The following is a 21110-nucleotide window of genomic DNA, read 5'->3' on the forward strand; positions in this document are numbered from 1 at the left end:
TTCCCGGCGAGCGGGCCCTGCGCGAGGGCGACATCGCCAACATCGACGTCACCGTCATCGTCGACGGCTGGCACGGCGACACCTCCCGCATGTACGGCGTCGGCGCGGTCGCGCCCCGCGCCAAGCGGCTGATCGATGTGACCTACGAGGCGCTGGAACGGGGCCTCGCCGCCGTGAAGCCCGGCGCGCGCACCGGCGACATCGGTTTCGCCATCCAGTCCTACGTCGAGAGCATGCGCTGCTCGGTGGTCCGCGACTTCTGCGGCCATGGCGTGGGCAAGGTGTTCCACGACGCGCCCAACATCCTGCATTTCGGCCAGAAGGGCTCAGGCGAGCTCCTGCGGCCGGGAATGTTCTTCACCATCGAGCCGATGGTGAACCTCGGCAAATACCAGGTGAAGCTGCTCGCCGACGGCTGGACCGCGGTCACTCGCGACAAGTCGCTGTCGGCCCAGTGCGAGCACTCCATCGGGGTCACCGAGACGGGCTATGAGGTCTTCACCCTCTCGCCGGCCGGCCTCTATAAGCCGCCAGTGATCAGCGCCTGAGGAGCTTCGCGATGACGCCCCACCAGTTCGCCTCGTTGATCGCCATCGCGGCCGGCCTCCTGACGATCGTGTTATTGATCTGGAACTTCTGGCGGATGAAGCACGCCTACCGCGGGCGCGGTCGCCAGGCGGTCGAGCGGATGCTGAAGAGCCGCGGTGAAACCCTGGTGGACCTGCAGGACGTGGCCTTCGGCGAGGTGCCGGTGAAGACCGGCCTCTCCGCGACGGTGGTCTTCAAGGTCCGCGCCCGCACGGCCGACGGCGATGAACGGACCTATGAATGGGCCTATGAGGCGCGGGTCTTCCCGTGGCAGTCGGAGGCCGTCAAGCGGCTGGCCCACGGCATCTGGATCCCCGCCGCCTGAGCCCCCGGCGGCTTGTGGGCCCGGGCCAAATCGCCTAGCTCGACAGCATGGCGCCTGACATCCTAGAACCGCCGCACCACCCGCACGGCCGCTCCAACCTGCCGCGGTGGCTGGAGTGGACCACCGCTCTTTCGGCCCTGGTGATCTCGATCTGCTCGATCGGCATCGCGGTTTACAACGCCCGCATCGAGTCCCGGCTCTTGAAAGCCAACTCCTATCCCTACCTGGTCTCCGGCGTAAGCGACGCCACGCCTGACGGATCGGAGCGCATCTCCATCGAACTCCTGAACAACGGCGTCGGCCCGGCCGACGAGCGAAGCCTGAAGATCAAGCTCGGCGGGCGCTACGTCACCGATGTGAAGGATTTCGTCCGCACGGCCATGGGGGCCGCCGAGGCGGAGAAGGCCGGCGACCTGCTGGTCGACCTGCACGACAACGAGCCCACCCGTTTCATCGCCGCGAAGGACCGCGCGATGGTCTTCCGGATCGACATGACCCCGCAGAACGCCCGCTACTGGGAGCTGCTCGACGCCGGCATGAACGCCAAGGGCGTGAGCCTGGAATACTGCTACTGCTCGGTGTTCGAGGAATGCTGGGCGGTCCAGGGCGAGGTCCGCAAGCCGGTGAAGGCCTGCGTCCGCGACCCGCGTCTCGAATTCCGGCCGAAGCCCAAGTCGAGGTCCGTTGCGTCACCCTTGCCCCAGGGCTGAAAACGCCCGACGCTCCGGCCATGACCCGGGAAGGACCGCCATGAAAGCCGCAGCCGCCGCGCTGGCCGCCCTCCTGCTGGCTGTCCCCACCGCCGTGGGCGCCGACGCCACCCAGATCGGCATCGGTTACATCTGCGGCGCCGAGCATCCGGGCGCCCTCCAGGCCGCAACCACGGCCGTCATGCTGGCCGGCGTCGGCAATGGCTCATCGCCCGCGGACACCAAGAACCCCGAGGCCCAGGCCTGGTATGTCGAGGGCCTGAACCTCTACCACGCCTTCAACCACAACGAGGCCCGCGCCGCCTTCGCCAAGGCCGCCGAACTCGATCCTGCCTGCGCGCTCTGCGAGTGGGGGGTCGCGCTGGGCCTCGGCCCCACGCTGAACTACGGCGTCACCGAAGCCCAGACCGCAGCCGCCCTGGCCCACGCCCAGAAAGCCAAGGCGCTGCTCAAGCCCGGCGATACGCGCTCGGCGGCCCTGATCGACGCGCTCGTTGTCCGCTACGCCAAGGACAAGCCGCTGGTCCGCGACCTCGACTTCGGCAAGGCGATGGACGACCTCGCCCGCCGCTATCCGGCCGACGACGAGATCGCCAACCTGGCCGCCCAGGCTCTGATGATCCCCGGCCGCGGCGGCAACCCCACCGCCGTCGCCCGCGCGCTCGAGCTCAACAAGGCGGTCCTCGCCCGCCGCCCCGACGACACCGCGGCCATCCACTACTACATCCACGCCACCGAGTTCGCCGGCCGCCCGGCCGACGCCCTGCCCTATGCCGAGAAGCTGGCCGGCCTCGCGCCCGGCGCCAGCCACCTGGTGCACATGGCGGCCCACACCCTGATGCACGTCGGTCAGTACGAGCAGGTGGCCATCGTCGACGCCCAGGCGCTGAAGGTCGACGCCGACACCGAGGCCCGCATGGGCTACTCGGGCCCGCTGTCCAGCCAGATGTACTACCTGCACAACTACACCTTCGGCCTCGCGGGCGCCCTGATGGCGGGCGACGCCAAGCTGGCCCTGAAATACGCCGACCACGGGGACGTCGCCTTCCCCGCCAGCGCCGACATCGCCACGGTCATGGTGCCGGCCGGCCTCAGCCGCGTCGAACGCCAGCAGGACCGCCGCACCACCGTCAACGCCCGCCGCCTCGTCGCCTATGGCCGCTATGCGCCGGCCCTGGCCGCGGCCCTGACCGACGGGCCGAACGACCCGCGCCTGGTGCGCATCTACCGCCACTACGCCAAGGGCGAGGCGCTCGCGGCGCAAGGCGACGCGGCCGGCGTGCGGCGCGAGGCCGAGCGGGTGCTCAGCCTGCTGGTGGAGTCCATCAAGGCCGGGGAAACCGGCAACGCCGACATCGCCAGCATCGCCGCCGACGTCCTGGGCGGCCGCGCGGCCCTGCTGACCCGCGATCCGGCCAAGGCTGTGGAGCTGTTCGCCCGCGCCGCGGCCCGCCAGGAGAAGGTCTATCCGGTGGCTAAGAACTTCGACCCGCCGCCCTGGTGGTATCCGGTCCGCCGCAGCCTGGCCGCCGCCGAGCTCGCCGCAGGCAAGCCCGACGACGCCGTGCGCGAGGCCAACGCCAGCCTCTCCGGCTGGCCGCAGGACGCGCTGGCGCTCAAGGTGCTCTCCGAGGCCGAGGCCAAGCAGGGCCACGCCGCCGCCGCCCGGCAGCACATGGCCCAGGCCCGTCGCGTCTGGCATGGCGACCTCGCCAAGACGCCGCTGGCGCTCATCTGACGGCGCGCCATCCGGTCAGTCCGACGCCGGGCTTTCCGATGGCCCTACCACGGCGCGTTCGCCGCCTCGGTGGTAGGCGCCCAGGGTGGTCTCGCCTCGGGCGATCGTGACGAAATCGGCGGCCGGATGGCCGGCCAGGATGCCGCGCGCTAGCCGCGCCGCCGCCTCGTCCGAGGGGTGGTCCTGGACCTCCAGGGTGATGGGCAGGCCGTCCGCCCGGCATAGGAAGAAGCTGTAAGTCGCCACCGGACTCTCCACGACCGCTTGAGCGGGAGCGTGGGGCCTGCGCCAGCCGAGGCTCTCAGCCGCCGGCGCCCAGGGGCCTGTGCCAGCGATGTCTGAAACATAACACATAATGTCGGGCGAGACGGGTTCAATTCCGGGCACGAGGTTCACCAGGTCCCGATCTCGTCTTGCCAAACTGGAACACATAGGGAACATTGTTCCCCATGAGCTCGCCATCCGCCGTTGAAGATACCTCGCCGCAGCCTGACCTCTGGCGGGTCGTCCGGCGGGCGCCGAAGCCCAGGCCTCACTACGCCGGCCACCGCGACCGCCTGCGCGAGCGGGCCCAGGCCGGCGGACTGGCGGCCCTGCCCGACTACGAACTGCTCGAACTCTTCCTGTTCCGCGCGATACCGCGGGGCGACGTCAAGCCGCTGGCCAAGCAGCTCCTCGCCCGCTTCGGTTCGCTCGGCGGCGTGCTGGGCGCCACGCCCGAGGAGCTCAGGACCGTCAAAGGCGTCGGCGAGACACTGGCTCTGGACCTCAAGCTGTTGCACGAAACCGCGCTACGCACCGCCCGCGAGGCGGTCGGCAAGCGCCCGGTGATCTCGTCCTGGTCGGCGCTGCTGGCCTATGTGAAGACCGCGCTGGCGCACGAGGCCCGCGAACAGTTCCGTGTCCTCTTCCTCGACAAGAAGAACCAGCTGATCGCCGACGAGACCATGAACCGCGGCACCGTCGACCATGCTCCGGTCTATCCCCGTGAGGTCGTCCGCCGGGCGCTGGAACTGTCGGCCAGCGCGGTGATCCTGGTGCACAACCACCCGTCCGGCGACCCGACGCCCTCGGCCGCCGACGTCGACATGACCCGCCAGGTGGTGGACGCCGGCCGCTCCCTGCGGATCGCCGTCCACGACCACCTCGTGGTCGCGCGCGACGGCGTCGCCAGCTTCAAGGCGCTGGGCTTGCTTTGATGGAATCCATGAGACGCCGCGCAATCAGTTCCTTTCCCGCTTCTCGGGGGAGCAACTGGCCAGCTCTAGATCACCCGGTCGACGTGGTGCGCGGGGGGCTTGGGCGGGTCGGGCTCCTGCCGGGTGACACGCGGCGCGGGCTTGGCGAGCGCGCCGCCGAGGATCACCGCCGGACCATGGCTCGAACCGGACGCCGGCGGGGCTTTCGCCTCGACCTGGAGCTGCGGCGGCCTGGCGGGCGCGGGCGCGCGAGCCACGTAGCCGGCCGGCGGCGGCGGCGGGACGGGGGGTAGGTTCAGATAGGCCATCGCCCGCCCAGATAACGCTGTACGCTTAAGCTTGCGTGCCGAAGCGTGATGAAGACGCGTTGACTCTGCAGGGGCGCCCCCGGCTAGGCTCAGGCCATGTTCGAAGGCTGGGACAGCTTCTACCTCCTGATCGGCGGCGCGGCCGGGGCGCTGATCGGCCTGCTGTTCGTGGTCGCCACCCTGACCGGCAACGTCGGCCGCGAGCAGGCGATGCGCGGCGCGCAGATCTACATGACGCCCACCGTCTTCCATTTCGCCGTTGTCCTGGTCACCAGCGCGCTCACCGCGGTTCCGCATCTCCCGCAGGAGGCCGCCGCCGTCGCGGTCGCCGTCCTGGCAACCCTCGGATTGGCCTATGGGCTCAACGTCTGCTGGATGCTGCGCACCAAGCGCGTCACGCCCGAGGCGCCGCACTGGACGGATTTCTGGTGCTATGGCGTCTGGCCCACCACGGCCTATCTGGCGATGCTCGCCGCGGCCTGGACGCTGCAGATGCGCGAAACCTGGGCCCCGGACGCTCTCGGCGCGGTGGTCATCGCCTTGCTTTTGCTCGGAATCCGCAACGCCTGGGACCTGGTCACCTGGCTGGCCCCGACGGCCAAGGAGGCTGAGGCCCGCCGCGCTCCGCCCACGTAACGCCGGCGCGCGAAAAGGTTACACTTCGCTCACTTGCCACCCGTGCGGGAACAGGTTCAGCGTGCCGCGCCAAACGAGGGGAGCCCCATGCTGTCGATCAAGAGCCTGACGCACGTCTATGCCAATGGCGTGCGCGCCCTGGATAACGTGAACCTCGAGGTCGAGAAGGGGATGTTCGGGCTGCTCGGTCCCAACGGCGCCGGCAAGTCGACCCTGATGCGCTCCATCGCCACCCTGCAGACGCCGACCTCCGGCGCCATCCAGTTCGGCGGCATCGACGTGATCGCCGAGCCCGAGCGGCTGCGCCGCACCCTGGGCTACCTGCCGCAGGACTTCGGCGTCTACCCGCGGGTCTCGGCCTACGACATGCTCGACCACATGGCCGTCCTGAAGGGCGTCGCCGAGGCCAAGGCCCGCCGCGAGACGGTGGAGAGCCTGCTCAACCAGACCAACCTGTGGAGCGTCCGCAAGAAGGCGCTCGCCGGCTTCTCCGGCGGCATGCGCCAGCGCTTCGGCATCGCCCAGGCGCTGATCGGCGATCCGGAGCTGATCATCGTCGACGAGCCCACCGCCGGCCTCGACCCGGAAGAGCGCAACCGCTTCCTGAACCTGCTGGCCGAGATCGGCGAGAACGTGGTGGTGATCCTCTCGACCCATATCGTCGAGGACGTCGCCGACCTCTGCCCGGCCATGGCGATCATCGTCGACGGCCGCATCGTCAGCCAAGGCGCCCCGGGCGACCTGATGGCGGGCCTCAAGGGCCGCATCTGGATGAAGACTATCGATAAGGCCGAGCTCGACGCGGCGCGGGTCAAATACCAGGTGATCTCCACCCGCCTCTTCGCTGGCCGCACCGTGATCCACATCGCCGCCGACAAGGATCCCGGCGACGGCTTCGCACCGGTCGTGGGCGGCTTGGAGGATGTCTACTTCTCCACCCTCGCCTCGTCCCGCAAGGCAGCGTGAGGCGCGCCGGCATGTTCCTCAAGATCGCGGGCTTCGAGTTCCGCTACCAGGTCCGCCAGCCGATCTTCTGGGTCGCGGCGATCGTCTTCGTGCTGCTGGCGTTCGGGGCCGTGGCCTCCGACAACATCCAGCTCGGCAACACAGCCAACGTCCACAAGAACGCGCCCTGGGTGATCGCCCAGTCGAGCCTGATCTTCTCGGTCATCTACATGTTCGTGACGACGGCCTTCGTGGCCAACGTCGTGGTGCGCGACGACGACACCGGCTTCGGGCCGCTGATCCGCGCCACCCGGGTCAGCAAGTTCGACTATCTGTTCGGCCGCTTCGCCGGCGCCTACCTGGCCGCGGCCTTGAGCTTCGTGGCCGTGCCGCTGGGCTTCTGGCTGGGCTCGCTGATGCCCTGGGTGGACAAGGAGACGCTGGGGCCATTCATTCCGAACGCCTACCTCTACGCCTACTTCTTCCTCGCCCTGCCGGTGCTCTTCACCTCCTCGGCGATCTTCTTCACCCTGGCCACCGTCACCCGCTCGATGATGTGGACCTACGTCGGCGTCATCGGCTTCATCGTGCTGCGCGCGATCTTCAGCCTGGCGCTGACCCGCCAGGGGATGGAGACCGTGGCCGCGCTCTGGGAGCCGAACGGGGCCGGCGCCTTCGGCCTCGCCACCCGTTACTGGACCGCCAGCGAGCGCAACGCCCGGCTGCCGCCGATCGAGGGCTATCTGCTCTGGAACAAGCTCATCTGGCTGGGCATCGCGCTGGCCTTCCTGGCCCTCGCCTATTTCCTCTTCCACTTCGAGACCGGCAAGGCCTCGCGCTCGCAGCGCCGGGCCGCCAAGCTCGCGGCCGGCGCCGACGAAGCGGCCCCCGCTGGGCCGCGCGGGCCCCTGCCCAAGCCGGTGTTCAACGCCAAGACCGCGCGCGCCCAGCTCTGGGCCCGCACCCGCCTCGACATGGGCCAGGTGTTCAAGAGCCCCGCCTATTTCGTGCTCCTGGCGCTGGCCGCCCTGCTCTCGGTCGTGAACCTCTGGTTCTCCACTGACATCGGCATCTATGGCGGCCGCATCTATCCGGTGACCCGCGTGACGATCAGCGCGCTCGGCGGGATCTTCAGCTTCATGAGCCTGATCATCGCGATCTATTACGCGGGCGAGCTCGTCTGGCGCGAACGCGAGCGCCGCACCCATGAGATCATCGACGCCACCGCCGTGCCCGACTGGGCCTTCGTCGCCCCCAAGACGCTCGCGATCTCGCTGGTGCTGATCTCGTCCTTCGCCGTCAGCATCCTGGTCGCCGTCATCATCCAGGCGATCAAGGGCTACTTCGGCTTCCAGATCGGCGAGTACCTGCTCTGGTGGCTGCTGCCGCAGTCAATCGACGTGATCCTCTACGCGGTCCTGGCGATCTTCATCCAGGCGCTCAGCCCGCACAAGTTCGTGGGCTGGGGCCTGATGGTGCTGTTCCTGATCTCCACCCTGGTGCTCGGCAACCTCGGGTTCGAGCACGGACTCTACCAGTACGGCAGCGGGCCCAACACGCCGCTCTCCGACATGAACGGCCAGGGCCGGTTCTGGATCGGCGCCTACTGGTTCCGCCTCTACTGGTCGGCCTTCGCGCTGGTGCTGACGGTGCTGGCCTACGGCCTGTGGCGGCGCGGCGCGGAGACCCGCTTCATGCCGCGCCTGCGCCGGCTTCCGCAGCGGCTGAAGGGGACCGCGGGGGTGGTCATGGCCGTCGGGCTCACCGCCTTCGTCGCCTCAGGCGTCTACATCTACCTCAACACCAACGTCTGGAATCCCTACCGCACCCACCTCGACACCGAGAAATTCCAGGCCGACTACGAAAAGGCGCTGTGGAAATTCCACGACACGCCGCAGCCGACGATCGTTTCGGTGAAGCTCAACGTCGACCTCTATCCCCACGCCCCGAAGGTGGTGACCAAGGGCGTCTACCTGATCGAGAACCGCACGGGCGCGCCACTCTCCGAAATCCACGTCCGCTTCTTCGACCGCGACCTGAAGGTGCAGAGCCTGGCGGTCCAGGGCGGGCGCCTGAAGACCGATCTCGCCAGGTTCAGCTACAAGATCTTCGCCCTCGACACGCCGATGCAGCCGGGCGAGCGGCGGACGGTCGCCTTCCAGACGGTGCGCGAGGAGCGCGGCTTCAAGAACGGCGCGCCGTGGACCGGCGTGGTCGACAACGGGACCTTCATCAACGACACCGACATCGCTCCCGGCTTCGGCGTCGACCGCAACGGCATGCTGACCGACCGCGCCAAGCGCCGCAAATACGGCCTGCCGCCGGAGTTGCGGATGCCCAAGCTCGGCGATCCGGCGGCCCCGCGGTTCACCTTCATCCGCCACGATGCCGACTGGGTGAACGCCGACATCACGCTGACCACCGACGCCGACCAGACCCCGATCGCGCCTGGCTATCAGGTGTCCTCCACCGTCGAGAACGGCCGGCGCACCGCGCGCTTCGTCACCGAGGCGCCGATTCTCGACTTTTTCTCGATGCAGTCGGCCCGCTACGCGGTGAAAACCGAGGCCTACAAGGGCGTGGCGCTCAGCGTCTATTACCACCCCGAACACCCGTGGAACGTCGAGCGGATGATGCGCACGGCCAAGGCGGGGCTCGACTACTACGACGCCAATTTCAGCCCCTATCAGTTCCGCCAGCTCCGCTTCCTGGAGTTCCCGGCTCCGGACGGGGCCTTCGCCCAGTCCTTCGCCAACACCGTGCCCTGGTCCGAGGGCCTGGTGTTCATCGCCGACGCCAAGTCCGATCCCTCGCGCATCGACATGGTGACCTACGTCGGGGCCCACGAGCTCGGCCACCAGTGGTGGGCCCACCAGGTGATCGGCGCCGACGAGCAGGGCTCGACCATGCTCGACGAGACCTTCGCGCAATACTCGGCGCTGATGGTGATGAAGCACATGTACGGGCCGGACATGATCCGGAAGTTCCTCAAGTACGAACTCGACTCGTACCTGAAGGCCCGCGGCGGCGACCCCGCCGAGGAACAGCCCCTCGAGAAGGTCGAGAACCAGCAGTACATCCACTACCGCAAGGGCTCGCTGGTCATGTACCGGCTGCAGGACGAGATCGGCGAGGAGGCCGTCAACCGCGCCCTGCGCAAGCTCCTCAACGACTACGCCTTCAAGGCCGCGCCCTATCCGACCGCGGCCGAGTTCGTGGCCGACCTGCGCGCCGAGGCCCCGGCCGACAAGCAGCAGCTGATCACCGACCTCTTCGAGAAGATCACCCTCTACGACTTCAAGACCAAGACCGCCGCGGCGAAGAAGCGTCCCGACGGCCGCTGGGACGTGACGCTGACCGTCGAGGCCAGGAAGCTCTACGCCAACGGCCAGGGCAAGGAGACCGAGGCGCCGCTCACCGGCGAGACCGTCGATGTCGGCGTCTTCACGGCCGAACCCGGCAAGAAGGACTTCTCGGCCAAGGACGTGCTCTCCATGCAACGTCTGCCGGTCAGGTCCGGGACCCAGACCTTCACCGTCACGGTGGCCAGGAAGCCGGTCTTCGCCGGCGTCGACCCCTACAACAAGCGCATCGACCGCAACTCCGACGACAACGACATCAAGGTCACCGGCGGCTGAGGCCGCCGCCCGCAAAACAAGGACGTTCCATGAGCCTCGACCGCCGCAGCCTTCTCTTGACCGCCGCCGCCGCCGGTCTCGTCGCCGCCAAGGCCAAGGGCGCTGCCCCGAAGGCCGCGGGCGCGCCCGGCGACGCGGCGATCAACCGCTACTTCGATGGCCTTTCCGAGCAGATCCTGGCCGCCGGTCCGGAAGGCGCCACCAGCTACGGCCTCGACACCGGCGCGCGCGTGGCGCTGAAATCGAAGCTCAGCGACGCCTCCATGGCCCACGTCGCCGCCGACCGGGCGCTCTGCCGCACGGGGCTCACGAAACTCGAGGCTTTCCCTGACGCCGGCCTCTCCGCCGCTGCGCGGCTCAACAAGGCGGTGGTCAAGTACGCCTTCGAACTCGGCCGCGACGCCGCGCCCTTCGACTATGGCGACAACACCCTGAACTCGGCGATGAGCGAGGCGGCCAGCCCTATGTCGTGAGCCAGCAGAGCGGCGCCTATTCCGCCACGCCGGAGTTCCTCGACAGCCAGCACAAGGTGGCCGGCAAGGCCGACGCCGAGGCCTATCTCGCCCGCGTCCACGAGATGGCCCGCGTCGTGCGCCAGGAGACCGAGCGGGTCCGCAAGGACGCGGGCCTGGGCGTCGTCGCCCCGGACTTCATCCTGGCCAACGCCATCGGCCAGCAGGAAGGCCTGCTGGCCATCCCGGCCGCCAAGGCCCGCCTGGCCACCGCGCTCGGCCGCAAGGTCAAGGAGGCCCACCTGACCGGCGACTACGAGGCCCGCTGCGTGGCCCTGGTCGAAAAGGAAGTCTATCCCGCGCTCGCCGCCCAACTCGCCGTCCTGAAGGGGCTGCAGGCGAAGTCGACCCACGAGGCCGGCGTCTGGCGCCTGCCGGAGGGCGAGGCCTACTACCGCTGGCTGCTGCGCGAGGGCACCACCACGACGCTGACGGCCGAGGAGGTCCACACCATGGGCCTCGAGCAGAACAAGGCCATCGAGGCCCGCATGGACGGCCTCCTGAAGGCCCAGGGGCTCACCCAGGGTTCGGTCGGCGCGCGGATGACCGCCCTCGGCAAGGACCCGAAATACCTCTTCCCCAACACCGACGAGGGCCGCGAGCAGGTGATCGCCTACCTGAACGGTCTGATCGCCGGCGTCCGGCCAAAGCTCTCCAAGGCCTTCGACCTCAAGCTCAAGGCGCCGGTCGTCGTCAAGCGCGTGCCGATCGACATCCAGGACGGCGCCGGCCAGGGCTATATGAACACCGGCTCGATCGACGGCTCACGGCCCTCGACCTACTACATCAACCTGAAATCGACCGAGAACTGGCCCAAGTTCTCCCTGCCGAGCCTCACCTATCACGAGACGATTCCAGGCCACACCTGGCAGGGCGCCTACCTCACCGAGACCGGCAAGCTGCCGCTGATCCGCATCCTGCTTTCGGGCTTCAACGCCTATGTCGAAGGCTACGCCCTCTACGCCGAACAGCTCGGCGACGAGATCGGCATGTATGACGACGACTGGGCCGGGCGGCTCGGCTACCTGCAGGCCCAGAAGTTCCGCGCCGTGCGCCTGGTGGTCGACACCGGCCTGCACGCCAAGCGCTGGAGCCGCGAACAGGCGGTGCAGTGGGCCGTGGAGAATTCCGGGCGCACGCCTGCGGCCATGACCAGCGAGATCGACCGCTATTGCGGCACGCCTGGCCAAGCCTGCGGCTACAAGGTCGGCCACACCGAGATCAACAGGCTGCGCGACCGGGCCAAGGCGGGCCTGGGGGCCAAGTACGATCTGCGGACCTTCGACGACCTTCTGGTCAAGACCGGCGCCGTGCCGCTTACCGTGCTCGGCGACGTGGTCGACGGCTATGTGAAGGCCGGCGGCGTCGTGAACCTCTGAGCATGGCCGGCCCGCTCATCGTCCGGCCGATCCGCGAGGCGGACTTCGACCCCTGGCTGCCGCTCTGGGACGGCTACAACGCCTTCTACGGCCGCTCAGGTCCCACCGCCCTCCCCCAGGCGGTCACCCAGACCACCTGGGCCCGGTTCTTCGATCCGCACGAGCCCGTCCACGCCCTGGTCGCCGAGCGCGATGGCAGGCTGGTCGGCCTCGTCCACTACCTCTTCCACCGCTCGACGACGGCCGTCGCGCTCACCTGCTACCTGCAGGACCTCTTCACCGACGCCCAGGCCCGCGGCGGCGGGATCGGCCGGGCGCTTATCGAGGCCGTCTACGACGCGGCCCGCGCCGCCGGCTCTCCGCGCGTCTATTGGCAGACCCACGAGACCAACCTGACCGCCATGCGCCTCTACGACCAGGTCGCCGAGAAATCCGGCTTCCTGGTCTACCGCAAGGACGTCTGAAGGCGCCCTACTCCGGCATCGCCATCTTCGGGATGATCGCGCCGGGATGCTGCACCACGACCGCCGCCAGCCGGCGCGCCTGCGCCACCGCCGTGCGGATGTCGCGGCCTTTCAGCCGGGCGGCCAGGTAGCCCGCGTTGAAGCTGTCGCCCGCGCCGGTGGTGTCGACCACCGGGATGGCGCGCTCGGGTGTGAAGCCCTCGGTGTCCGGCTCGGTCAGCACCTCGATCCGGCGGTCATCGTAGCGCAGCACCACCTCGACCCCCTTGGCCGACCAGGCCCGTGCGAAGGCCTCGGCGTCCCCGCCGCCGAACGCCGCGACGTCGGCCGTGCTGACCGAGAGGTAGCGGCTGGTGGCGATCGCCGCCTCGATCGCCGGCCGCGCGACCTCTGCGCCGGGCCAGAGCTGCGCGCGGTAGTTGGTGTCGAAGGCCACCTCGACGCCGGCGCCCGCCGCGGCCTGCAGCAGCGGCAGCAGCACGCCCCGGCCCGCCTCGCCGATGACCGCCAGCGTGATCGCCGAGACGTAGATCAGCCGCGCCCCCAGCATGGCGGCCTTCAGCTTGCCGAGGTCGATGAGCTGGAAATAGTCCCGCGCCGGCGCCTCGCCCCGCCAGTAGTAGAAACGTCGCTCCCCCTTGGCGTCGCGCTCGATGGCGTAGAGCCCCGGCACCCGGCCTTCGGCTTCCACCACGAGGCTCGCGTCCATCCCCTCGTCGGCCATCCGCGCCAGGATCGCGCGGCTGAAGGGATCGCCCTTGCCCAGCGCCGTTCCGTAGGCCGTGGGCCAGCCCAGCCGCTGCAGGTAGACGGCGGTATTGAAGGTGTCGCCGGCCGATCCCACCAACGCGCTTCCCGGCCCCGTCAGGCTCAGCTCCACCATGCACTCGCCGAGCGAGATCACCCCTGCCATCGAGACTCCTTGGTTCAAGCGCGCCGGACTTTGCCGACCTGACGCCCGTGGCGCAACGCGGCGAGGCGCAGAAAGCTCATTCCGCGCGCTCATCCGTCCTTGCAATGCTCCGGACGCGGATCATTCTAGGTCCCCCTTCCGACCCTTGAGTCCCGCTCTCCGAGGCGCTTCGCCATCTCGTTCTACCTCGTCATCCTCGACCTCGCCGGGTTCGCCGCGCTCCTGCTGTGGGGCGTGCACATGGTGCAGACCGGAGTGCAGCGGACCTTCGGGCCGAAGCTCCGGAGCTTCCTGACCGCGGCGCTCTCCAACCGCTTCAAGGCGTTCGGCGCCGGTGCGGCGGTCACCGTCGCCCTGCAAAGCTCGACCGCCACCGCCCTGATGCTCACCGCCTTCTCGGCCGGCGGCCTGGTCGAACTCGCCCCGGCCCTTGCCGTGATGCTGGGGGCCAATGTCGGCACCACGGTCGTCGTCCAGCTGCTCTCCTTCGACGTGGTCGCGCTCGCGCCCCTGCTGGTGCTGGCGGGCGTCGTCCTTTTCCGCCGCGCCGAGAATGCGCCGCACGACTTCGGCCGCGTCCTGATCGGCCTGGGCCTGGTGCTGACCGCGCTCCACCAGTTCCTCACGCTGCTGGGCCCCATCGTCGCCGATCACCGGGCCCATGTGCTGCTCACCCACGCGGGCGAATACCTGCCGCTCGCCATCCTGGGCGCAGCAATCCTCACCTGGGCGGCGCATTCCAGCGTGGTGACGGTGCTGCTCGCCATGTCGATGGTCGCCAAGAACATGCTGCCGCTCGATGCGGGCCTGGCGCTGGTGCTGGGCGCGAACCTCGGCTCGGCGATCAACCCCCTGCTAGAGGGCGCGAACTGGTCCGACCCGGCCGGCCAGCGCGTGCCGTTCGGCAATCTCCTGACGCGCGTGGTCGGGGTCGCAGGCGCGGTTGCGGCCTTCCATTTCCTGGCGCCCTACGCCGTCCGGCTGGGCCCCGATCCCGCGCGGGCGCTGGCCAACTTCCACACCCTCTTCAATCTCGTCCTGGCCGCGGCCTTCCTGCCGTGGATCCGCAGCTACGCGAAGCTGGTCGTGCGGCTGCTGCCGCAGCGGGCGGAGGGGATCGAGCCCGGCGCGCCGCTCTACCTCGATCCGGCCATCCGCGAGACCCCGCCGCTCGCCCTGGGCGCGGCCACCCGCGAGGCCCTGCGCATGGCCGATACGCTGGAGGCCATGCTGGCCGGCCTGCGCGGCACTTTCGCCGCACCCAGCCGCGGGGGCATCGAGGCGATCAAGCAACTCGACGATGTGCTCGATCGGCTGAACAGCGCCATCAAGGCCTATCTGATCTCGATCGACCCCGAGACGCTGAAGCCCGCCGACGCCGAGCGTCTGGCCCAGATCCTGGCCTTCGCCACCAATATGGAGCACGCCGGCGATCTGGTGGACCGCAACCTGCTCAGCATCGCCGAGCGGCGCCTGCAACGCGGCGTGTCCTTCTCGCCCGAGGGCCAGGCCGATCTCGTGCGCCTCGTCGACCGGGTCGCCGCCAACGTCCGGCTCGCCGCCTCGCTGTTCGTCAGCCGCGACGAGGCCTCAGCCCGCCTGCTTGTCGCCGAGAAGGAAGCCTTCCGCGCCGTCGAGACCGAGGCGGTGAACGCGCACTATCAGCGCCTGCAGTCCGGCAATGTCTCGACGGTGGAGACCAGTTCGCTGCACCTCGACGCGCTCCGCGACCTCAAGCAGGTCAACTCCCACCTCATCGAAGGCGCGGCCTACCCTGTGCTCCGGGCCCGGGGCGCCTTACTGCCGACCAGGCTGCGCACCGCCGCGGAGCGCTCATGACCTTCCCCCGCAAGAGGCCCCAATGCTGAACTGGTTCCAGGCCCTCCTGCCCAAGGAGGGCAAGTTCTTCGACCATTTCGAGGCCCATGCCCTGACGCTGGTCGCGGGCGCGAAATCGCTGCGCCAGCTGCTCGACGGTGGCGACCAGGTGCCGGTGTTCTGCGCGGACGTGGCCCGCCACGAGAACGAGGCCGACAACATCACCCGCGACGTCCTGCTGGCCGTGCGGCGGACCTTCATCACGCCCTTCGACCGCAGCGACATCCGCGACCTGATCTCCTCGATGGATGACGCGATCGACCAGATGCACAAGACCGCCAAGGCGATCATGCTGTTCGAGCAGCGGACCTTCCAGCCCGACATGGTCCGGCTGGGCGACGTGATCGTGAAGACCGCCGACCTCACCGCCGAGGCCATCCCGCTGCTGCGCTCGCTGCGGGCCAACGCCGGGCGCCTCAACAAGATCGCCGAGGAGGTGACGGCGCTGGAGGACCAGTCCGACAGCCTTTACGACGCCGGCATCCAGGCCCTCTACCGCGGCCCGGCCCGCGCCGATCCGATGGCCTACATCGTCGGGGCCGAGATCTACGACCACCTGGAAAAGGTCGTCGACCGCTTCGAGGACGTGGCCAACCGCATCAGCGCCGTGCTGATCGAGCACCTCTAGATGGACCTCGCAGGCCCCGGCCTCCTCCTGATCGTGCTGATCGCGGTCGCGCTGGCGTTCGACTTCCTGAACGGGCTTCACGACGCCGCCAACTCCATCGCCACCATCGTCTCGACCCGGGTGCTGCCGGCCCGCTACGCGGTCTTCTGGGCGGCGTTCTTCAACTTCATCGCCTTCGCCATCTTCGGCCAGCACGTGGCCCAGACGGTCGGCAAGGGGATCATTTCGCCCGGCATCGTCTCCGACGCGGTGATCTTCGGGGCGCTCGGCGGGGCGATCACCTGGAACATCGTGACCTGGCTCTTTGGCATCCCGTCCTCCTCATCCCACGCCCTGATCGGAGGCCTGCTGGGCGCGGGTCTCGCCAAGGCGGGCTTCAGCCCGGTGATCTGGAGCGGGGTCTGGAAGACGGTGGCCGGCATCGTCGTCTCCCCGGCGCTCGGCCTGGCGCTGGCGCTGCTGCTGGTGCTGATCGTCTCCTGGGCCTTCGTGAAAGCTCGGCCGGCCTTCGCCGACGGCGTGTTCCGCAGGCTGCAGTTCGTCTCCGCGGCCGCCTTCTCGCTGGGCCACGGCGGCAACGACGCCCAGAAGACCATGGGGATCATCACCGTCCTGCTCTACGCCCACGGCAAGCTGACCGGCGCCTTCCACGTGCCCTTCTGGGTGGTGATCTCCTGCCAGGCGGCCATGGCGCTCGGCACGCTGATGGGCGGCTGGCGGATCGTCCACACCATGGGCTCGAAGATCACCCACCTGTCGCCACAGCAGGGCTTCTGCGCCGAGAGCGCGGGCGCGCTGACGCTGTTTTTCGCCACCAACATCGGCGTGCCGGTCTCCACCACCCACACCATCACCGGCGCGATCGTCGGCGTCGGCGCCGCGCGCCGGGTCTCGGCCGTGCGCTGGAACGTCGCCAGCGGCATCGTCTGGGCCTGGGTGATCACCATGCCGGTGGCGGGCTTGCTGGGCGCGGGCTTCTATTGGCTGGCGCGCCTGGCCGACCGGACGTGGGGCTGAGCATGACCAAGCGCCGCGCCGAGAAGCCCTCCAGCCACGAGCCCGACCGCGAGCCGCGCGTCCAGTTCGCCGCCCTGCCCTGGCGCCGCGACGCCGAGGGCGAGGTCGAGGTGCTGCTGATCACCAGCCGCGAGACCCATCGCTGGGTGATCCCCAAGGGCTGGCCGATCAAGGGCATGAAGTCGGGGAAGTCCGCCGCCCAGGAGGCCTTCGAAGAATCCGGAGTGCGCGGCAAGGTCGCCAAGCGCCCGACGGGGACCTACGCCTATGACAAACGCCTGAAGAACGGCCGCCTGCAGCATGTGCGGGTCGCGGTGTTCCCGCTGTTGGTGGAAAGCGAGGCTGAGGCCTATCCCGAGCTCGGCCAGCGCGAGAAGCTCTGGCTCCCCCTCGTCGAGGCCGCCCGCCGGGTGGACGAGCCGGAGCTCATGGTCCTGCTCGCGACCTTCAAGCCCTGAACGCCGCGGCGATTGACTTCGCCGGCGGCTCCGAAAGGATCGGGGCCATGACCCCACCGCTCGGAATCGTCGAGGGCTTCTTCGGCCGGCCCTACAGCTGGGCCGAGCGCACCGCCTTGATGCAGTTCCTGGCGCCCCACGGCTACGGCTTCTACCTTTACGCGCCCAAGGCCGACGCCTTCCTGCGCCGCCGCTGGCGAGAGGCGCATCCGGCCGAGGAGATGGCCAGGATCGGAACCTTCGCCACGGCTTGCCGCGCTGCCGGGGTGAAGTTCGGCGTTGGCCTCTCGCCGTTCGAGCTGCATTTCGACTTCACGCCCGAGACCAAGACCGACCTCACCCGCAAGCTGGCGGCCCTGGGCGCGGCCGGCTGCGAATGGCTGGCGATCTTTTTCGACGATATGCGCGGCGACCTCTCCGACCTGGCCCGGCGACAGGCCGAGATCGTCGACTTCGCCGCCGAGCGCACCCGGGCCGAGCGCCTGATCGTCTGTCCCAGCTACTACACCGACGACGCCGTCCTCGACCGTGTGTTCGGCCAGCGCCCCGCCGACTACCTGGCCGACCTGGGCGCGGCGCTAGACCCCGCCATCGACCTGATGTGGACCGGCGAGGAGGTCTGCGCCCTGGAATTCTCCCCGGGCCACCTCGCCCGGGTCGCCGAGCAGATGGGACGAAAGCCGTTCCTGTGGGACAACTATCCGGTCAACGACGGCCCCCGGATGAGCCGCCATCTGCACCTGCGCGCCTTCACCGGCCGCCCGGCCGTGATCGGACCGCACATCGCCGGCCACGCGGCGAACCCGGCCTCCCAGGCCATGCTCAGCGCCATTCCCCTGCTGACGCTCGCCGCCAGCTACGCTGAGGGCGAGGCCTATGCCTATGGCCGGGCCTTCCAGGAGGCCGCGCTCACCGTCTGCGGGCCGGAGCTCGCCGCCCAGCTCACCGCCGACCTCAACGTGCTGCAGGACGCGAACCTCGGCGACCTCAGCGAAGCCCGCCGGGCCAAGCTGCGCGAGCGCTACGCCGCCTTCGACCATCCCGCGGCCCGCGAGGTGCTGGGCTGGCTAGACGGCGCCTACGCCGTCACCGGCGAGGAACTGCAAACCCAGTAGCCTGGTGAGGATTCACGCTTAATCGGCGTTAACCGAGCTTGTCAGCCTTACCTCAACGTTCTGCCGTCAGAATTTAGGCTGAATCTGGAGCCCGGCAGCGTTGTCGCAGCCCTATCCCACCGTCGGTCGTTCGCTCGTCGTCCTGCACGTGGACGACGACCCGATGAACCTGCGCGTCGTGGAGGAGATCCTCACCGCCTTCCACCACCGCTCGGTCAAGGCCGCCTCAGGCGCCGAGGCCCTGCGGCATGTCGCCGAGCAGTCCTTCGATGTGATCCTGATGGACATCCACATGCCCGGCATGAGCGGCATCGAGGCGGTCGAGCGCCTTCGCGCCCTGCCCGGCCCCGAGCGCAACACCCCGGTGATCGCGCTGACGGCCGACGTCACCAGCCGCCGCCCCGAGGATTACAAGGCGCTCGGCTTCAATGGCTACGTCTCCAAGCCGATCCTGGTGTCCGGCCTGCTGGACGCCATCAAGGCCGCCGCCGAGCCGCAAAGCGCGCCCAAGATCTCGCCCTACAGGATTAACCGGGCCGTCTGAGCCTCGCCGTCCGTCCACAGGCGGGCTAACCTTCTTCCATCGGCCGTGAGAGCCGAGAGATGGAGGCCGCTCATGCCCATGCTCGACCGTGACGGGGTCAAGATCCACTACGAGGTCACAGGCGATGGACCGGCGCTGATCCTCACCCACGGCTATTCGTCCACCGGCGACATGTGGGCCGGCCAGGTCGCGCCGCTCGCCAAGCACTTCAAGGTCATCACCTGGGACATGCGCGGACACGGCCGCTCGGACTATCCGACGGACCAGGCCGCCTATTCCGAAGCCGCCACGGTCGCCGACATGGCCGCCCTGCTCGACGCGGTGGGCGCCAAGGACGCGGTCGTGGGCGGGCTCTCGCTCGGCGGCTACATGAGCCTCGCCTTCCACGCCACGCACCCCGAGCGCACGCGGGCCCTGCTGATCGTCGACACCGGCCCCGGCTACAAGAACGATCAGGCCCGCGAGGGCTGGAACGCCAACGCCATCGCCCGCGCCGAGCGGCTGGAGGCCGAGGGCCTGCCGGACGGCGCACGCGGCAGCGCCGAGGTGCGGCTGGCCCGCCATCGGGACGCCTCGGGCCTCGCCCGCGCCGCCCGCGGCATGCTCACCCAGAAAACCGCCCGGGTGATCGAAAGCCTGCCCTCGATCGCCGTCCCCGCCGTGGTCATCGTCGGGGCCAAGGACACGCCCTTCCTGGCCGCCTCCGACTACATGGCCGCCAAGATCCCGGGCGCGAAGAAGGTGGTGATCCTCGACGCCGGCCACAGCGCCAACCTCGACCAGCCCGCCGTCTTCAACACCGCCCTGCTCGGCTTCCTCAAGGGCGCGGGCCTCATGGTCTAGGCGCCTCCCCCCAAAATGCGGCACACAGCGCCATGGCCTATCTGCGCCTACGCCGCCTGATCGAACTGGCCGTGCTCGACCGGCCGGGGCTGGCCCATGTGTTCCGGCCGCGTGGCCCGGGCGCGCCCCGCGCCGCGCCCGCCGAGCAGTGGGACGCCCATCACGCCGCCGGCCTCTACGACGGCCTGGTCGACCCCGAACGGCGCCACCACCATCACATGCTGGCCGGGATGATCGCCGAGCGGCGTCCAGGGGCCCGCGTCCTCGAGATCGGCTGCGGCCAGGGCGCCTTCTATGACTCGATGCGCCGGCTTGGCCCGGCAAGCTACCTGGGGACGGACATCGCGCCCCGCGCCATCGCCGGGGCCCAGGCCCGGTTCGCCCAGGACGTCGCCCTGGGCCGCGCGGCGTTCCAGGTGGCCGACGGGGCGGACCTGGCGCCGGAGGCCCGCTTCGACGCCATCGTCATCGCCGACTGCCTGGAATACCTCGGCCCGGTCCGCGAGACCCTCAGCCGCTGCGGCCGCCTGCTCGCGCCCGGCGGCGTGGTCGGGGTCACCCAGTGGCTGGCCAGCCACCCGCTGGCGCTTTGGCGCGAGCTGAAGCCGGCGGTGACCATCCTCGACGAGGCGGTGGTTCTCGCCCCCTGGGGCGGCGCCTGGCAGGTGTGGACCTGCCGTCCCGCGGGCGTCGCCGATGGCTGAGGCCTCTGACGACCCCTTGCTGGCCGCCTACCTGGAGCGCCGGGCGAACCTCGTGCGCTTCCTGGCCGCGCGCGCGGGCTCCCTGCCGGTGGCCGAGGATCTCGCCCAGGAGCTCTACCTGAAGATCGCCGGGCGCGACCGCGCCGCCGAGGTGGGCGCGCCCGCCGCCATGCTCTACCGCATGGCGCTGAACCTGATGCTCGACCGGGCCCGCGGCGAGGCTCGGGCCGCGGCCCGCGACACCGCCTGGCGCCAGGTCGCACGTACCGAGATCGGCGGCGTCGACGTGGCCGACGAGCCCGCCGCCGACGACGCGGCCGCCTCGTCCCAGCGCCTGCGCCAGCTGGTCGCGGCCGTCCAGGACCTGCCGCCTCAGGCCGGCCGCGCCTTCCGCCTACACAAGCTGGAGGGTCTCAGCCACGCCCAGACCGCAAGCGCTATGGGGATCTCGGTCAAGGCCGTCGAGAAGCACATCTCCGCCGCGCTCAAGGCCCTTACGGCGAAGCTTGCGCCATGAACAACTCAGAATTGCACACCTGTGGGGCGAGTTGGACGGGGGGGCAGCGGC

Annotated in this window: 22 protein-coding genes and 1 pseudogene; 20 read left to right on the plus strand and 3 right to left on the minus strand. The window is 69.5% G+C overall.

Annotated features, from left to right (window positions below; genetic code table 11):
* The 4 genes from map to ACESMY_RS16345 all read left to right on the plus strand — a co-directional run.
* On the plus strand, window positions 1-548 hold a 548-nt coding region (gene map / locus ACESMY_RS16330; protein ID WP_372785673.1), incomplete at its 5' end, for a type I methionyl aminopeptidase.
* Between the two features lie 11 nt (window positions 549-559).
* Window positions 560-913 carry a hypothetical protein gene (locus ACESMY_RS16335; protein ID WP_372785674.1) on the plus strand — a complete coding sequence of 118 codons (354 nt, stop codon included), beginning with the start codon at window positions 560-562 and terminating at the stop codon, window positions 911-913.
* A 47-nt stretch (window positions 914-960) separates the two neighbouring features.
* On the plus strand, window positions 961-1623 hold the full coding sequence (locus ACESMY_RS16340) for a hypothetical protein (protein WP_372785675.1): 663 nt from the start codon (window positions 961-963) through the stop codon (window positions 1621-1623).
* Window positions 1624-1663: 40 nt separating this feature from the next.
* Window positions 1664-3361 (plus strand): hypothetical protein, encoded by a 1698-nt coding sequence (locus ACESMY_RS16345; protein ID WP_372785676.1) that lies wholly within the window; start codon window positions 1664-1666, stop codon window positions 3359-3361.
* 15 nt (window positions 3362-3376) lie between these two features.
* Here ACESMY_RS16345 and ACESMY_RS16350 read toward each other — a convergent pair whose 3' ends face one another.
* Window positions 3377-3607, minus strand: coding sequence for a hypothetical protein (locus tag ACESMY_RS16350; protein WP_372785677.1), 231 nt, complete (start codon window positions 3605-3607; stop codon window positions 3377-3379).
* A 203-nt stretch (window positions 3608-3810) separates the two neighbouring features.
* Here ACESMY_RS16350 and radC point away from each other — a divergent pair, with 203 nt between their 5' ends.
* Window positions 3811-4560, plus strand: coding sequence for a DNA repair protein RadC (radC, locus tag ACESMY_RS16355; protein WP_372785678.1), 750 nt, complete (start codon window positions 3811-3813; stop codon window positions 4558-4560).
* Window positions 4561-4625: 65 nt separating this feature from the next.
* Here the strand turns inward: radC and ACESMY_RS16360 are convergent, their stop codons facing one another.
* A complete protein-coding gene (locus tag ACESMY_RS16360; RefSeq protein ID WP_372785679.1) occupies window positions 4626-4868 on the minus strand; it encodes a hypothetical protein in 243 nt (80 codons plus the stop codon).
* Between the two features lie 96 nt (window positions 4869-4964).
* Here ACESMY_RS16360 and ACESMY_RS16365 point away from each other — a divergent pair, with 96 nt between their 5' ends.
* The 6 genes and pseudogenes from ACESMY_RS16365 to ACESMY_RS16390 all read left to right on the plus strand — a co-directional run bounded on the left by ACESMY_RS16365 (window position 4965) and on the right by ACESMY_RS16390 (window position 12442).
* Complete coding sequence (locus ACESMY_RS16365) at window positions 4965-5504, plus strand: hypothetical protein (protein ID WP_372785680.1); 540 nt, start codon at window positions 4965-4967, stop codon at window positions 5502-5504.
* 87 nt (window positions 5505-5591) lie between these two features.
* Window positions 5592-6470 (plus strand): ABC transporter ATP-binding protein, encoded by an 879-nt coding sequence (locus ACESMY_RS16370; RefSeq protein ID WP_372785681.1) that lies wholly within the window; start codon window positions 5592-5594, stop codon window positions 6468-6470.
* A gap of 11 nt (window positions 6471-6481) precedes the next feature.
* The gene (locus ACESMY_RS16375; RefSeq protein WP_372785682.1) at window positions 6482-10087 is read left to right on the plus strand and encodes an ABC transporter permease/M1 family aminopeptidase; all 3606 of its coding nucleotides are present in this window, start codon (window positions 6482-6484) and stop codon (window positions 10085-10087) included.
* Window positions 10088-10116: 29 nt separating this feature from the next.
* On the plus strand, window positions 10117-10560 hold the full coding sequence (locus ACESMY_RS16380) for a hypothetical protein (protein ID WP_372785683.1): 444 nt from the start codon (window positions 10117-10119) through the stop codon (window positions 10558-10560).
* Window positions 10545-11978 (plus strand): annotated as a pseudogene (locus ACESMY_RS16385) (DUF885 family protein); the annotation flags it as partial. The gene ACESMY_RS16380 and the pseudogene ACESMY_RS16385, both read left to right, overlap by 16 nt.
* Window positions 11979-11980: 2 nt before the next feature.
* On the plus strand, window positions 11981-12442 hold the full coding sequence (locus tag ACESMY_RS16390; RefSeq protein WP_372785684.1) for an N-acetyltransferase family protein: 462 nt from the start codon (window positions 11981-11983) through the stop codon (window positions 12440-12442).
* 7 nt (window positions 12443-12449) lie between these two features.
* Here the strand turns inward: ACESMY_RS16390 and ACESMY_RS16395 are convergent, their stop codons facing one another.
* Window positions 12450-13355 (minus strand): sugar kinase, encoded by a 906-nt coding sequence (locus tag ACESMY_RS16395; RefSeq protein WP_372785685.1) that lies wholly within the window; start codon window positions 13353-13355, stop codon window positions 12450-12452.
* A 225-nt stretch (window positions 13356-13580) separates the two neighbouring features.
* Between ACESMY_RS16395 and ACESMY_RS16400 the strand changes: the two genes are divergently transcribed.
* The 9 genes from ACESMY_RS16400 (at window position 13581) to ACESMY_RS16440 (ending at window position 21059) form a co-directional block, all read left to right on the plus strand.
* Window positions 13581-15194, plus strand: a complete 1614-nt coding sequence (locus ACESMY_RS16400) for a Na/Pi cotransporter family protein (protein WP_372785748.1) — start codon at window positions 13581-13583, stop codon at window positions 15192-15194.
* A 22-nt stretch (window positions 15195-15216) separates the two neighbouring features.
* Window positions 15217-15861, plus strand: a complete 645-nt coding sequence (locus ACESMY_RS16405) for a DUF47 domain-containing protein (RefSeq protein ID WP_372785686.1) — start codon at window positions 15217-15219, stop codon at window positions 15859-15861.
* Complete coding sequence (locus tag ACESMY_RS16410) at window positions 15862-16878, plus strand: anion permease (protein WP_372785687.1); 1017 nt, start codon at window positions 15862-15864, stop codon at window positions 16876-16878.
* Window positions 16879-16880: 2 nt separating this feature from the next.
* The gene (locus ACESMY_RS16415) at window positions 16881-17336 is read left to right on the plus strand and encodes an NUDIX hydrolase (RefSeq protein WP_372785688.1); all 456 of its coding nucleotides are present in this window, start codon (window positions 16881-16883) and stop codon (window positions 17334-17336) included.
* Window positions 17337-17383: 47 nt separating this feature from the next.
* Complete coding sequence (locus tag ACESMY_RS16420) at window positions 17384-18451, plus strand: beta-N-acetylglucosaminidase domain-containing protein (protein ID WP_372785689.1); 1068 nt, start codon at window positions 17384-17386, stop codon at window positions 18449-18451.
* Window positions 18452-18551: 100 nt separating this feature from the next.
* Window positions 18552-18995, plus strand: a complete 444-nt coding sequence (locus tag ACESMY_RS16425; protein ID WP_372785690.1) for a response regulator — start codon at window positions 18552-18554, stop codon at window positions 18993-18995.
* 72 nt (window positions 18996-19067) lie between these two features.
* Window positions 19068-19838 (plus strand): alpha/beta fold hydrolase, encoded by a 771-nt coding sequence (locus ACESMY_RS16430; protein WP_372785691.1) that lies wholly within the window; start codon window positions 19068-19070, stop codon window positions 19836-19838.
* 32 nt (window positions 19839-19870) lie between these two features.
* Window positions 19871-20542 (plus strand): class I SAM-dependent methyltransferase, encoded by a 672-nt coding sequence (locus ACESMY_RS16435; RefSeq protein ID WP_372785692.1) that lies wholly within the window; start codon window positions 19871-19873, stop codon window positions 20540-20542.
* Window positions 20535-21059 carry a sigma-70 family RNA polymerase sigma factor gene (locus tag ACESMY_RS16440; protein ID WP_372785693.1) on the plus strand — a complete coding sequence of 175 codons (525 nt, stop codon included), beginning with the start codon at window positions 20535-20537 and terminating at the stop codon, window positions 21057-21059. Before ACESMY_RS16435 ends, ACESMY_RS16440 begins: the two co-directional genes overlap by 8 nt.
* Window positions 21060-21110 lie beyond the last annotated feature (51 nt).

The sequence above is a fragment of the Phenylobacterium sp. genome, from assembly GCF_041691455.1.
Classification (GTDB): domain Bacteria; phylum Pseudomonadota; class Alphaproteobacteria; order Caulobacterales; family Caulobacteraceae; genus Phenylobacterium.

Coding starts and splice junctions, on each gene's coding strand:
- ACESMY_RS16375 (WP_372785682.1), top strand. CDS start 6,482: ATGTTCCTCAAGATCGCGGGCTTCGAGTTCCGCTACCAGGTCCGCCAG.
- ACESMY_RS16420 (WP_372785689.1), top strand. CDS start 17,384: ATGACCCCACCGCTCGGAATCGTCGAGGGCTTCTTCGGCCGGCCCTAC.
- ACESMY_RS16430 (WP_372785691.1), top strand. CDS start 19,068: ATGCCCATGCTCGACCGTGACGGGGTCAAGATCCACTACGAGGTCACA.
- ACESMY_RS16380 (WP_372785683.1), top strand. CDS start 10,117: ATGAGCCTCGACCGCCGCAGCCTTCTCTTGACCGCCGCCGCCGCCGGT.
- ACESMY_RS16410 (WP_372785687.1), top strand. CDS start 15,862: ATGGACCTCGCAGGCCCCGGCCTCCTCCTGATCGTGCTGATCGCGGTC.
- ACESMY_RS16395 (WP_372785685.1), bottom strand. CDS start 13,355: ATGGCAGGGGTGATCTCGCTCGGCGAGTGCATGGTGGAGCTGAGCCTG.
- ACESMY_RS16345 (WP_372785676.1), top strand. CDS start 1,664: ATGAAAGCCGCAGCCGCCGCGCTGGCCGCCCTCCTGCTGGCTGTCCCC.
- ACESMY_RS16390 (WP_372785684.1), top strand. CDS start 11,981: ATGGCCGGCCCGCTCATCGTCCGGCCGATCCGCGAGGCGGACTTCGAC.
- ACESMY_RS16335 (WP_372785674.1), top strand. CDS start 560: ATGACGCCCCACCAGTTCGCCTCGTTGATCGCCATCGCGGCCGGCCTC.
- ACESMY_RS16435 (WP_372785692.1), top strand. CDS start 19,871: ATGGCCTATCTGCGCCTACGCCGCCTGATCGAACTGGCCGTGCTCGAC.
- ACESMY_RS16440 (WP_372785693.1), top strand. CDS start 20,535: ATGGCTGAGGCCTCTGACGACCCCTTGCTGGCCGCCTACCTGGAGCGC.
- ACESMY_RS16405 (WP_372785686.1), top strand. CDS start 15,217: ATGCTGAACTGGTTCCAGGCCCTCCTGCCCAAGGAGGGCAAGTTCTTC.
- ACESMY_RS16340 (WP_372785675.1), top strand. CDS start 961: ATGGCGCCTGACATCCTAGAACCGCCGCACCACCCGCACGGCCGCTCC.
- ACESMY_RS16360 (WP_372785679.1), bottom strand. CDS start 4,868: ATGGCCTATCTGAACCTACCCCCCGTCCCGCCGCCGCCGCCGGCCGGC.
- ACESMY_RS16370 (WP_372785681.1), top strand. CDS start 5,592: ATGCTGTCGATCAAGAGCCTGACGCACGTCTATGCCAATGGCGTGCGC.
- radC (WP_372785678.1), top strand. CDS start 3,811: ATGAGCTCGCCATCCGCCGTTGAAGATACCTCGCCGCAGCCTGACCTC.
- ACESMY_RS16415 (WP_372785688.1), top strand. CDS start 16,881: ATGACCAAGCGCCGCGCCGAGAAGCCCTCCAGCCACGAGCCCGACCGC.
- ACESMY_RS16365 (WP_372785680.1), top strand. CDS start 4,965: ATGTTCGAAGGCTGGGACAGCTTCTACCTCCTGATCGGCGGCGCGGCC.